General features: G+C 64.8%; 12 protein-coding genes. 3 read left to right on the top strand and 9 right to left on the bottom strand.

What is annotated here, in order from left to right; genetic code table 11:
* Positions 1 to 2: 2 nt before the first annotated feature.
* The 5 genes from ACZK39_RS08115 to ACZK39_RS08095 all read right to left on the bottom strand — a co-directional run bounded on the left by ACZK39_RS08115 (position 3) and on the right by ACZK39_RS08095 (position 5,200).
* Positions 3 to 809: a sulfatase/phosphatase domain-containing protein gene (locus ACZK39_RS08115; protein ID WP_463613029.1), complete on the bottom strand. Its 807-nt coding sequence runs from the start codon at positions 807 to 809 to the stop codon at positions 3 to 5.
* A 50-nt stretch (positions 810 to 859) separates the two neighbouring features.
* Entirely contained in the window at positions 860 to 1,375 is a 516-nt protein-coding gene (locus tag ACZK39_RS08110) for a sulfatase-like hydrolase/transferase (RefSeq protein ID WP_463613028.1), read from the bottom strand.
* 92 nt (positions 1,376 to 1,467) lie between these two features.
* The gene (locus ACZK39_RS08105) at positions 1,468 to 3,222 is read right to left on the bottom strand and encodes an extracellular solute-binding protein (RefSeq protein ID WP_463613027.1); all 1,755 of its coding nucleotides are present in this window, start codon (positions 3,220 to 3,222) and stop codon (positions 1,468 to 1,470) included.
* Between the two features lie 56 nt (positions 3,223 to 3,278).
* Entirely contained in the window at positions 3,279 to 4,286 is a 1,008-nt protein-coding gene (locus ACZK39_RS08100; protein ID WP_463613026.1) for an ABC transporter permease, read from the bottom strand.
* Entirely contained in the window at positions 4,283 to 5,200 is a 918-nt protein-coding gene (locus tag ACZK39_RS08095; protein ID WP_463613025.1) for a carbohydrate ABC transporter permease, read from the bottom strand. Before ACZK39_RS08095 ends, ACZK39_RS08100 begins: the two co-directional genes overlap by 4 nt.
* Positions 5,201 to 5,395: 195 nt before the next feature.
* On the opposite strand from ACZK39_RS08095, the gene ACZK39_RS08090 reads away from it, so the two are divergent.
* Positions 5,396 to 7,888, top strand: coding sequence for an alpha-L-fucosidase (locus tag ACZK39_RS08090; protein ID WP_463613024.1), 2,493 nt, complete (start codon positions 5,396 to 5,398; stop codon positions 7,886 to 7,888).
* An 11-nt stretch (positions 7,889 to 7,899) separates the two neighbouring features.
* Here the strand turns inward: ACZK39_RS08090 and ACZK39_RS08085 are convergent, their stop codons facing one another.
* Positions 7,900 to 8,163: a hypothetical protein gene (locus tag ACZK39_RS08085; protein WP_463613023.1), complete on the bottom strand. Its 264-nt coding sequence runs from the start codon at positions 8,161 to 8,163 to the stop codon at positions 7,900 to 7,902.
* Between the two features lie 151 nt (positions 8,164 to 8,314).
* Between ACZK39_RS08085 and ACZK39_RS08080 the strand changes: the two genes are divergently transcribed.
* On the top strand, positions 8,315 to 9,337 hold the full coding sequence (locus tag ACZK39_RS08080) for a LacI family DNA-binding transcriptional regulator (protein ID WP_463613022.1): 1,023 nt from the start codon (positions 8,315 to 8,317) through the stop codon (positions 9,335 to 9,337).
* Positions 9,338 to 10,049: 712 nt separating this feature from the next.
* Here ACZK39_RS08080 and ACZK39_RS08075 read toward each other — a convergent pair.
* Both ACZK39_RS08075 and ACZK39_RS08070 read right to left on the bottom strand, forming a co-directional pair.
* Positions 10,050 to 10,172, bottom strand: coding sequence for a hypothetical protein (locus tag ACZK39_RS08075; protein ID WP_463613021.1), 123 nt, complete (start codon positions 10,170 to 10,172; stop codon positions 10,050 to 10,052).
* Between the two features lie 21 nt (positions 10,173 to 10,193).
* Positions 10,194 to 10,610 carry a TIM barrel protein gene (locus tag ACZK39_RS08070; protein WP_463613080.1) on the bottom strand — a complete coding sequence of 139 codons (417 nt, stop codon included), beginning with the start codon at positions 10,608 to 10,610 and terminating at the stop codon, positions 10,194 to 10,196.
* A 39-nt stretch (positions 10,611 to 10,649) separates the two neighbouring features.
* On the opposite strand from ACZK39_RS08070, the gene ACZK39_RS08065 reads away from it, so the two are divergent.
* Positions 10,650 to 10,805, top strand: coding sequence for a hypothetical protein (locus ACZK39_RS08065; RefSeq protein ID WP_463613083.1), 156 nt, complete (start codon positions 10,650 to 10,652; stop codon positions 10,803 to 10,805).
* 383 nt (positions 10,806 to 11,188) lie between these two features.
* On the opposite strand, the gene ACZK39_RS08060 is transcribed toward ACZK39_RS08065, so the two are convergent.
* A complete protein-coding gene (locus ACZK39_RS08060; protein WP_463613020.1) occupies positions 11,189 to 12,409 on the bottom strand; it encodes a tyrosine-type recombinase/integrase in 1,221 nt (406 codons plus the stop codon).
* Positions 12,410 to 12,458 lie beyond the last annotated feature (49 nt).

The raw sequence follows: 12,458 nt of genomic DNA, 5'->3' as shown, positions 1-12,458 counted from the left end.
TCTCAGGTGCTCCAGTGCAGACGCGGGGTCTGCGGTCCCTGGCATGGCTCGTCTGCGTACTTGTCCTGCAGCCGGCCCAACTCCGCCTCCAGCTCCAGCCTCACGGCGGCGTAGTCCGGGTCATCGACGACGTTGTGCAGTTCGGCGGGATCCCTGCGGAGGTCGAACAGTTCGTACTCGGTCGGCAGGACCCGCTCGGACGACCCGGGCGTCCCCAGTCCGTCGTTGTAGTAGACGATGTACTTGAAGTCCTCGCTGCGGACGCCGTAGTGCGCTGGGGCGTGGTGCTCCGGGTCATCGTGCTCCCAGTAGCGGTAGTAGACAGCTGATGGCCAGTCGGGCACGTCCGTTCCCCGAAGGAGGACACGGAAGCTCCGGCCCTGCTGGTGGGGCAGCGCAACGTCGGGGTCCAGCCCACACATGTCCAGGAACGTGGCCGCGAAGTCCACGTTGATGATCATCTCCTGGCACCGGGTTCCGGCGGTGATCTCCGCGGGCCACCTGATGACCAGCGGCATGCCAAGGGACTGCTCGTACATCAGGCGCTTGTCGAACCAGCCGTGGTCTCCGAGGAAGAAGCCTTGGTCCGAGGTGTAGACCACGATGGTGTTCTCGGCCAAGCCTTCAGCATCGAGCCAGTCGAGAAGTCGGCCGACCCCGTCGTCGACGGCCTGGACGGTCTGCAGGTAATCACGCATGTAGCGCTGGTACTTCCACGCTGCCCGCTCCCGTGTGTTCTCGGCTCCCAACAACTCCGCCGGAACGGTCTCCTTGATGTCGGCATCGGTCAGGTCGTCGGCGATCGTCATCCGAACCGCTTGCACAACGCTTGCACGACCGCTGTGGTCGTCCCACATGGTCAGAGGCTCGGGGATCGAGCCGGCGGGGTAGAGGTCCCGGTGTCGCTCATGCGGCACCCAGGGGCGGTGGTGGCATAGCCCTCGACAACACCCTCGCCGTCCGGACCGTACATGACGGGGTCCACGTAGGCCCCCTGACCAGGAAAGATGCGCCAGTCATCGAACCCCCGAGGTCTGGCCTGCGGCGAGACGCCCAGGTGCCACTTCCCGAAGATCGCGGTCTGGTACCCCGCAGCCCGCAGCACCTGGGAGTACGGCGGCACCCGGTAGTCCAGCTCCGAGTAGATGGAGCAGGCGCCGTTGACGTGGCTGTAGGTGCCGGTGAGGATGGTCGCTCTCGACGGCGTGCAGATTGAGTTGGTTGCAGACAGCCTGTCGAGACGCGCACCCTCCTGGGCAATCCGATCGATGTTGGGTGTCTGGTTCACCGCGCTGCCGTAGGCGCTGATCGCGTGGGCCGCATGGTCGTCGGACATCACGAACAGCAGGTTGGGCCTGGCGGTGGCGGTGGACACGGTGACTCCTTGTGACGCGGTCGGCGTTGGAAGTGTTAGCACCCACAGACGCCCGCGTGGCGCCTGTGGGTGCAGGGTGAGTGCGTGCCGGATCAGCCGTTGGTGGCGTCGTCCGCGGCCTTGAGGATCTCGAGATAGCGGTCGAGACCTGCACCCTTCAGCGAGTTCACGTAGTTCTCCCAGTCCTTGTCGTTGGCCGGGTCTGCGTTGCCGAGGGCGAGGTTGGCCCGACCCTGCGTGAACGCGTTGTCGAGGTTCACCTTCAACTCGCCCACCTGGGCGGCCTGCTCGACAGTGAAGAAAGGCTCCAGGAAGTACTCCTCCTCCGGTGCGGCGAAGGGCTCGTACATCTTGCCGGCACGGTAGAGGGCGGGCTCGATCGAGGTCGCCTCGTCGACCAACTCCCCATGGCGGACGTCCATCACCAAGTTGTAGGGACCCATCTCCCACCAGACGTCGTTCTCGTCGCTTGGGGTTGCGGTCTTCTTGTAGACAGCCTGGCGGTCGTCAATGCCCGTGTCGCCCTCGGCCGCCCATACCCAGTGTTCGTCGAGTGTGCCCAGCCGCATGGCGAGCGTCGAGACTAGGCCCGTCTGGTAGTCGGCCCAGCGGATGAGTTCCTCTGGGTTGCGCGTCTTGCTGGTCAGGACGAGACCGACGTTGTGACCGGGATTGTACCTCCAGGCGACGTAGGCGTTGCCATCAGGTCCGGTGAAGGGCTTCAGCGGCTCGAACTCGCGGAACCTGGCGTTGGGGTCGCTGAAGTTGACCTCGGCGAACTCGCCTTGGGACTGACCGGGCAGGACGGCCACCCGGGTGCCCGCCGGGTCCATCGCCAGCCGCGTGAACTGTTCCTTGGTCTGGCTGAAGCCGTTGCGATCCAGCAAACCCTCCTTGACCAGCCGGTTCGTGGTGATCATCGCCTCGCGCCACGCCTCCTCGATCGGGGTGTATGAGATCTGGCCGTCCTTGCGCCGCAGCCGATCCTCGCCGACGTTGAGGTAGGCCGCCTCGATGAGCGACATCGGGGGGAAATCGATGTAACCGCTCATGGGGATCATGCCCATGGTCTTGAACTCCCTGAGCAACGCCTCGAAATCCTCAAGAGTGGAGACGCTCTCCCCCGTGACACCGACGGCCTCGGCCGAGGGGGTGTGGATCCAGGTGCGCTGCCCGCTCGAAGCGCAGTGGAAGCACTGGTTGATCGATGGGAACGCATACATCTTCCCGTCGGGGGCGGTCATGACCTTGCGCAATTCCGGGAACTGACTGAAGAGGTTCACCAACTCTGGGGCATACTGGTCGATCAGCTCATCCAGGGGTAGGAACATCCCCTGCTGCCCGTAGGTCCAGAGCTGGGAGCGGGTGAAACCGCCCATCCACGGGGCACCCGTCATGAACGCATCAGGAAGGTCACCCGAGGACATCATGGCGTTCAGCTTGGGTGCGCCGTCGTCGCCCGCGGGAACGATCTCGTACTGCACCTTGACGCCGGTGGCCTCCTCCAGATGCTTGGAGAAGGCGTTGACCCCGGCGACGTCCTGACCGACGAAGCTACGCGCGACCACCCTGTATGTGGTCTGGCCGTCAGCGAACTTCTCGGCAGCGCGGGCCCTGGGCCCGACGTAGCCGTCGGGATAGAGGACACCGGTCAACTCCTTGCCGAGTTCGACCTTCAGTTGTGCGCTCCCCGGGACGTAACCACCAGCAGTGGACGCCGCGGTGGTGGGCGTGTTGGAGCCGCTTGAACCACAGGCGGACAGGCCGACCATGGCTGTGACGCCAAGCCCGCCCGTCAGGAGGGAGCGCCTGGAAACTGCCGCCTTCGGCAGGATGTGCTCGGACATAGACTTCGAACCTTTCATTGGGGATACGGACTTGGGAGCTGGAATGGTGTGCTGACTCAGAAGAGACCGCTCTTGGTGGTCTTGTTGGCGAAGAAGTTGACCGCCAACAAGAGGATGAGGCCGACAACCGACTTGAACAGCCCGATCGCGGTGGCATAGCTGAACTGGGGTATCGGTGACTTGAGGCCCACCTCGTAGACGTAGGTGTCGATCACCTGCGACACGGTCAGGTTCAGGGGGTTCTGCAGGAGCAGGACCTTTTCGAAACCGGTGTTCAGGATGTTGCCGACACTGAGGATCAACAGGATCACGGCGATGGGCATGATCGAGGGCAGGTCGATGTGCAGCGTGCGTCGGAACAGGGACGCACCGTCGACCTTGGCCGCCTCGTGGAGCTCGGGGGGTACGGAACTGAGCGCGGCGAGGTACATGATGGCGGAGAACCCGGCGGTCTGCCAGATGCCGGACCAGACGTAGATGTGGCGGAACCAGCCCGGATCCGTGAGGAACTGCGGCGCCTCGAAACCGAGCGCGCCAAGCGCTTGGTGCACCACGCCGATCTGGGGGTCCAGTATCATCATGATGATGCCGACCACCACAACCACGGACAGGAAATTCGGGGCATAGGTGATCAGCTGCACGGAACGGCTGAGGTACTTCTGACGCAGGGCGTTCAAGGCAAGCGCTAGGAGGATCGGGATCGGGAATCCCGCGATCAATTCGTAGAGCGCCAGAGAGATGGTGTTCCACAACAGCGGCCCGAAGTTGTTGGACTCGAAGAACCTTGCGAACTGGGCAAGGCCCACCCATGGGCTGTCGATGATGCCCTGGATGGGGTTGAACTCCTTGAACGCAATCTGCAGACCGTACATCGGCAGGTAGGCAAACAGGACGAGCCAGATCAGGCTCGGCAGCAACAGGACGTACAGCTGCCAGCTTCTGGCCATCCGCTTCAGGAGGGGAACCGGCCTGTTGCTCCGGATGGTGCTCCCGGAGGCGGCTCCTCCCTTGTGCGCGCTGTCCGTGGATGCGGTGCCGTCGTTGGTGTTTAACATCTGGGTCATCCCTTCACCGAGCCGATCATCATGCCCTTGACGAAGTGCTTCTGGACGAACGGGTATGCCAACAGCGGCGGGATCGACGCGATCACGATCAGCGCGTACTTGAGCTTGCCGGCGATGGCCTGCATCTCGGCGATCTTCGTCGGGTCCACGCCCGCCATCTTCGCCGGGTCGAAGGTGTTCTGGACGAGGATGTTTCGCATGGCCAGCTGCAGCGGGTACAACTCCTCGTCGGTCAAGTAGATCAGGCCGTTAAAGTAGGCGTTCCAGGTGGTGACGCCGTAGAGCAGCATGTTGACGGCAAGGACTGGCACCGAGAGCGGCAACACGACCTTGAAGAAGAACGTGAAGTCGGAGGCGCCGTCTATCTTGGCGCTCTCCAAGAGCTCATGCGGGATGGTCTGGGAGAAGAACGCACGCGAGATGATCAACTGCCACACGCTGACCGCGCCCGGAAGGATCATGGACCACACGGTGTTGAGCAGCCCGAGATCGCGCACGACCAAGTAGGTGGGAATCATGCCGCCGCTGAACAGCATGGTGATCATGAACGCGAACGTGAGGAGGTTCCTGCCAGGCAGGTCGCGCCGCGACAGCGCGTAGCCCCCCGCCATCGTCGCGAACGTGCCGATGGCGATCACCATCCCGGCGTAAAACAACGAGTTCAGGATGCTACGAAACAGCAGCGGCGACTCGAAGACCGCCGTGTACGCGTTCGTCGAAAATCCGATTGGGAACAGCCAGACCTCGCCAGAGGTGACCGCCGACGTCTCCGACAGGGACGCGCTCATGACGTAGATCAGCGGGTACAACACCGACACCGAGAATGCCCCGAGGACTATCAGAAGCGTGATGTTGAGGCGCTTGTCCCCTCTGGTCTCGGTGATGCGGTTTGCCGTTCGGCTCTTGGCGGCCAACTCGACTCCTCTCCCGGCGGGGCTGGTCCTTGACCCACCGTCATCGATCGTTCTTCGGGACTCACAACTTCGGTCGTCCCAGCGAGGCCTGCGGCCAAGGGTGCTAACGCTAACACAAATGGTGTGACGTCTCGCCAACGGCCCACTATAGTCGCTTCAAGAGGCCGAGGAAGCCCCAAAACCGAAGGAGCCGAGATGGAAAGACGGGAACAGCCGGACCTGTTGCAGGTGGAGTTCGCCGGTTCGCTGGTGAAGGGCAAGCAATACACCACCCAGGCCGGGGAGGTGATGCGGGGCACGCTGCGCCCCATCACCGGAGCCGAGGAGCAGTCCGTGTCCGGCGTGAGGCTGGCCGGCGACGGGGGTCTGCTTTTTGAGCCTGCCGCTGCGCAGCCCGAGGGTTCGACCGTTGAACTGCGCTTCGCACTTGACCAGCCGACGGTCAGCCCTGCGGTCCTGATCACAAGCTCCGGAGTGACGCTGGGTGTGCATCACCTGAACCTGATGCTCTGGGCCCGCGGCGAGTGGCACGGCTGGCCCGGCGGCGAGGACGTGTTCGGCGTCGATACCCACCACACGCTGTCGGTGCGGATCATCCGGAGCGACGAAGGTTCCGTGCAGATGGAGGCCCGTCTCGACGGCCGGGACATGGGGTACCTGGAGTTCGGCCCGGTTTCGGATCAGGCGCTGTTCAGCTTCGGCAGCGACTTCGAGGGCGCTTCAGGGCTCGTCGGCGAGGTCCACGGTGTACGCGTGGCCGTCGCGTCCTCCGAGTGGCGCTGGCAACCTACGACTCCGGTCATCGACGTCGAGACCGAGCTCACTGCCACGGAGGCCGCCGACCTTGCCGGACTCCACCCGGCCAACTACCAGAACGTGAGCCCGAGCGACTCCCCCGCCGCCATCATCCACAAGGCATCACTGCTGAGACCGACACCCGAGCAGGCCGTCTGGCAACAGGAGGGTCTGACCGCCTTCATCCACTTCGGCATCAACGCGTTCTACGACCAGGAGTGGGGCCACGGCACCGAGGACCCGGGCCGGTTCCTCCCCTCCGACATCGACCCCGACGCCTGGGTAAGGGTGCTGCGCGACGCGGGCTTCCGCACCACAGTGATCACGCTCAAGCACCATGACGGCTTCTGCCTGTGGCCGAGCCGATACACCGACCACTCCGTAAAGGCGAGCTCCTGGGCCTCCGGTGGCGGCGACATCGCGCGCCTGTTCGTCGAAGCGGCCCATCGTTACGGCATGAAGGTGGGCTTCTACCTGTCCCCCGCCGACTCCAACGCGGAGTTGCAGGGCACGTTCGGCAACGGGTCGCAGCGCAGTCCTCGGACCATCCCCACGCTCACGGCCGACGACGACCGGGCCGGTCAGGAGTTGCAGACGTTCGAGTACCATGCCACCGACTACGGCGCGCTTTTCCTCAACACCCTCTACGAGATCCTCACCGAGTACGGCACTGTGCACGAGGTCTGGTTCGATGGCGCCCAAGGCAACACAGGCGCTACCGAACACTACGACTACGCCGCGTTCTACGACATGATCCACCAACTCCAGCCGGGCGCCAACATCGCCGTCGGAGGGCGCGACATCCGCTGGGTCGGCAACGAGAGCGGGGTGGCACGCCAGGACGAATGGGCCAGCGTCGCGATCACCGACGCCGGCGACGGGGGGGCCATCTCGCCGGTCCAGCAGGGTCACTTCTCCGCGGATCTCGGATCCGACCAGCAACTCGTCGACGCCGCCCGCTCGGGCGGCGCTGACAGGCTGCACTGGTGGCCGACGGAGTCCGACATGCGCATCACTGCCGGGTGGTTCGCGCACCCCGACGACGTCCCCAAGGCCCCACTGACGTTGCTGCGGCACTACGAACAGACGTACGGTCGCAATTCGGTGATGCTGTTGAACGTGCCCCCAACCGTCTCGGGACAGTTCTCCGCCGACGTGGTGGCGAGCGTGGAGGGCTTCGCGGCGGAGCGGCGCAAGGCATTCACGCTGGACCACGCGTTGGGTCGCGACGCCATCGTGGAGGGCTCCGTGGTCGCGACGATGACCAACGGCAACCTCAGGAAAGGCCACTCCTTCACGGCCGACGAGCACCCCTGGATCGAACTCGACCTCGGCGAGCCCAGACAGATCAGCCGCGTCGGGCTGAGCGAGGAGATCCTCGGGGCAGGACAGACGGTGCGCCTGTTCATCGTGGAGTGCGATGAGGGGGACGGCTGGCGCGAGGTGGCACGGGGGGGCACCATCGGGGCGCACCGCATCGTCAAACTCGACGAGCCCGTGACGGCCCAACGCTGGCGGGTCCGCATGACATCGTCGCGCGGCAGCTACACGATTGCGGCGATCCACCTGTGGGAGCAGTTGGCATCAGACCCGGGCAAGGCACGGGAGGTCCACATCGACGGATCGGTGAGCCACGCGGGAGACGGCTCGGTTGAACGTCCGATCGCCTCGATGGAGCAGCTCCGGGACGTGGAACTGGCAACCGGCGCCGTGCTGCGGTTCCGCTCCGGCACCGACACCCCCGACGCCGACGTCGTGCTCTGGGGATACGGCACGCCTGATCAACCTATCCGCGTGGAGTCCTGGGGGCAGGGTGCCGCCCCCACCGTGGGAGGCAGATCGCTCGAAGAAAGGTTCGCGTCCAAGAGGGAGCACGGCTGGACTGTGGCCTGAGCCCCGACGCCTCAGCCCAGGAGTGCCCGGACCCACGACATCTCGGTCTGGACCGGCCGGTCGGCGACGAGTCTGCCGTCGCTGACGAACCCCTCCTCCCGGCCATCCAGATGCGCCACGAGCCTGTTCCTCCAGCCGGCGACCTTTTCGGCCCGGTCCGGCTGGTGGATCAGGTTCCGCGATTCCGTGGGATCGCCGTCCAGGTCGAAGAACTGCTCCATGCCGGAGCCGGAGAACCAGATGAACTTCCTCCTGCCGTCTGTGACCCAATGCATCGACTGGTTGCCTAGTACGTTGCCAAAATCCGCGGCGCGGACCGGCCTCCTCGAGGGCTCTTGCAGGATGCCAACGATCCATTGCTGATATAATCTGGCCCGGTCATCCTGCAACGGTGGCGGACGGCCATTGAGAAGGAGTTGCTCGCCGATGGCCCGAGAACGGCGCCCAACGCAGGCCGACGTCGCCGCACACGCCGGAGTCTCTTCCTCCACCGTCAGTTACGTGGTCAGGGGACGACGGCCCAACCGGCGGGCCAGCGCGTCCCCCGAGATCGTCGAGCGAGTCCGCCAAGCGATGGCGGAACTGAACTACGCCCCCCACTGGTCGGGGCGGGCGCTCCGCTCGCAACGGACGCGTCTGCTCGCCGTCGTCACGTACTCTCCCCTCACTCCTTGGGCGGAGGAACTCCTCAGCCAACTCCAGATCGTGGCTCGCAGGAACAACCTCGAAGTCATCCTCCTACGACACGGTCCCCACGAGGACATCCAGGGTCACCTCGTCCTACTGCGGGACGGATTGGCCGACGCGGTTGTCGTCATCGGCTTCCAGGACCTGGGAGTCGAGCTGCAGGCGGAGTTCGCGAAACTGCCGACGCCAACGCTGGTTCACGCGGAGGGCGGCCCGCGTGGGATGTCCTACCTGCGACAGGAGGAGCGGGGCGCCATCCGAAGCGCGCTGGAGCTCCTACGGGGTGAGGGTGTCGAGACGCTTCAGTTCGTCCTCGACGACGTGCGGCGGACGGATCCGTCGGGCAGCAGCAGGTTCCGCTGGGCCGCCGAGGACACCAAGTCCGCCTGGCCCGGTGTGAGGTTCGAACCCGTGCGCCAGTTCGACGGAGCGCACCCCACGCACGCGGCCGCCGCGGCCCTCCTGGAGGGCGTCATGGCCCTGCCCTCCCCCGCTTTGTTGTGCTCGTCTGACAGAAGCGCGGGGACCCTGCTGTGGGCTGCAACCCAGAGAGGGATCCGGGTTCCCGACGACCTGCGGATCATCGGAATGGGCAACGCGCCGCTGGGACTGATGACCTATCCGCCGTTGACCACCTTGGGCGTGCTGGAACCGGACTACACAGCGGCGATGGAGCACCTAGTCAGCCGGATCGAGGAGCCCGACGTGCAGCCCGCCCCGTTCGACTTCCCCTGGGAGCTGATCCGCCGCGAATCGGCCTGAGGGACTCTCCTGACAAGGCCACTCGGTCACGCCGTCGCACCACAGCTATGGGACCTCAAGTCTGGGCCCTCGGGCCTTCAGCCAACCACTGTAGACCGCACAAGAGCGGCCCAGGACCAGGTCAGCAACCTCGCCCTGACACGTCCCTGCTTGTCACGGGGCACATCGACCGTCCCTCCGAGCCGGGACAGTCTGACTCCGGACATTGGTTGGTCCAACAACATGGCGGACTGGTTCAGGCTGGTACCCGACTTTGACGGCGACACCGACGTGACCCACGGAGACGAGCGGATAACCGTCCCCCTACGTCGAGGTGTGTCGGTCACATAGATTCGGGATTCACCCCGCTTCCGGACGTGCCAATCTCCTCATAAACGCACCACGGCTTCCCCGTCCACGGGACGGCAAATCTCCTGGAGGGTGAAGCGAGGCGCCGAGGAGGGGCTGGTCTGGACTGTGAGCAGCTAACGACGACCCTCCAACGCTCCGGCGTTTCGACTCTCGGTTCAGTCAGGGACTCGGGCGACCGAGGCGTTTAGGCTGGCTCGGTGCGCCGGCATTGCGCTCGTGACGCGAACTGTCGGCTCTCCAGCCTAAGCTCCGCCGATCCGAGGCGGCGGTCTGCGCACACGAGTCGGGAACATCGTCACGCCGGACAACTCTTGCCGACGTCCAACTCATTCGCTGCCGACCGCAGCGCCGTAGCTGTAGGTCACACGCCGACGCGGGAGGCCTCGATCCAGCCACGCAGCATGGTGTTCGCCTGCTTGGCCACTGCCATGCCGTCGGACCAGGTGTTGCGCCAGATAGCGAGGTCGGTGCTCAGCGACTGCATCACCACAGCGCTCGAGAAGCTCTAGAAGGTGATGCCGCCCGCGTAGTCAATATCCGCAAGAGCACGGAAGAACGACGCGAAGTCGACGTGGCCGCTGCCAAGATAGCCTCGGTGGTTCTCACCTACGTGGACGTAGCCCAAACGGTCCCCGACGAGCTTGACCGGCCTGACGAAGTCCTCTTCCTCGATGTTCATGTGGTAGACGTCTAGGTGGACCATCACGTTGTAGGCGCCGATGTCGTCGACCATCACCAGTGCCTCGGTGGCGGTGTTGACCACGTTGGTCTCGTACCGGTTGCAGACCTCGAGCCCGAGCGTCATCCCGACCCTGGCGGCCGCCTGTGACGCTTCCTTCAGGCTGGCCACGATGTTGGCCCGGCCGGCGCTACTCAACGGTACGGATGCCTTTCCGAACGCCCCGTAGAGCGCGCCCGTCAGGACTACGGCCCCAGCTCGTGGCTGATACGGATGGACTCCATGAGCAGTTCGACCCCGCGCTCGACGACGGCAGGATCCTCGCTGGAGACGTCGGCGTCGAGGGCCAGCCCGCGGGAGCAGGCCACCCCCCAGTCCGGCGTCGGCGAGGAGGCGCGCAGCCTCGGCGGTGTCTGCGGCGAACCCGTCGTGGAGTGAGAATTCCGCGAGGCTGAATCCGGACTCCTTGGTCGTGGCTGCCATGATGGCCCTCAGCGCGGCCGGTCACACCTCCGGCGCCTACAACCCCGACTACATGGCCACGGCGCTGGTCAACGCGGTCCCTCGGCCTGCTGCGCGCGTCCAGAGCGCGCTTGAAGTGGCTCTCCGAGGCGTCGATCGGGGCGGCGTCGCAGGTGCAAGACCCGCAGCAGCGGGAAGCGGAAGCTCGCTGGATTGAGACCGCGCAGTTCGACATTCTCGCGGCGACCGTTCGCTGCATACATTCCCCACCGCTAGCTGATGTTCTCCGCACCATCGACCGTGCCGACGTACTGGCGCCCGTCGCGGGTGTCAGAGACTGAGTTAAGACACATCCACCTTCAAGCGCGCTTATCTCCATCTGCCGCAAGCTGTGATAGCCGACGGGCAATCTCCGCTTGGCGGCCTTCCGCGACGTGCTGATAGCGCATAGCCATCTCTGCCGTGGTATGCCCAAGCCGATCCATGAGCTCGCGGGTTGTAGCACCCGCCTGCGCGGCAAAAACGGCTCCCGTGTGACCGAGGTCATGGAGCCTTAAGTCCGGTCGTCCGGCGCTCGCCCGGGCCCTTCGGTAGTGTTTGTGGAAAGTGCCGTGGTTCAGGTGGCCGTTCCCTACGGCAGGAAAGACAAGGCCGTTCGTAGTCGGGTCAGCCCATGTATCGAGGTGCTGCAACAATGACTCAATCAGATGCGGAGGAACCGTCACGTCACGCGCGCCGGCCTCCGACTTAGGTTCACCGACGACAGGCGAGCCGTTCAGCCAGGTGACCCCGCGTCGAACTTTCAGCACTGAACCGTTCTTGGACACGTCCTTGCGGCGGAGTTCGGTCGCTTCTCCGAAACGGAGTGCACACCAAGCCGCGAGCTCAACGAGCATGGCCCAGCCCACCGGCACCGCCGCGACGATGATCCGGAGCTCCTCAAGAGTGGCTGGCTCGATTCGTCTCACTCGCTTCGCTTTGCCTGCACCCCGGATCTGGCACGGGTTCGTTGCGATGATTTCGTCCTCGACGGCGCTACCAAGAACCGTCCTGAGCAACGCGTACAGGTGGGCGCGTCTCGTAGGAGTGGCAGCCCCCAGTCCTCGGTGCCAGGACCTGACCGCTTGGGGAACGATCGCTTCGAGTGTTGAGTCTCCGAACTCGTCCAGCAACGTCACCGCCGACTTGGCTGGTTGACGAATGACTCCCGCCCCATCCCTTGGCAACCCGAGAAGCTTGCGGTACTCATCACGCGTTCTGGGCTTGAGCTCCCGGGCTTCGAGCCAGCTGCTGGCGTACTGCCGGAAGGTCAACGGCTCGCCTGGCTCTCGGTCTGGGAGCCTCGGCTTCCACCGCCGTTCGGTGATCGCCGCCGATTCCATCGCCAACCACGCCTGGGCGTCCGCCTTCGTCTCGAACGTGGTCGGCGCTTTGTGCTCCAGACCGTCGGGACCCGTGAATCGCGCCTGATAGCGTTTGGAAGGCAATCGGCGCACGCTGCCGAATCCGGCCTTGGTCCCCCGGCGGTTGCCTCCTCCGCGCTTCGCCGTTGCCGACACTGAGCCCGCAGTCCGTTCCATTGTCGCCTCCGTCCGTGCCAGATTCGTGCCAGATTGAGTGGACATCTCT

The sequence above is a fragment of the Tessaracoccus luoxuelianae genome, from assembly GCF_055326245.1.
The sequence above is the reverse complement of the archived record's forward strand: the minus strand, read 5'-3'. Positions and strand labels throughout refer to the sequence as shown.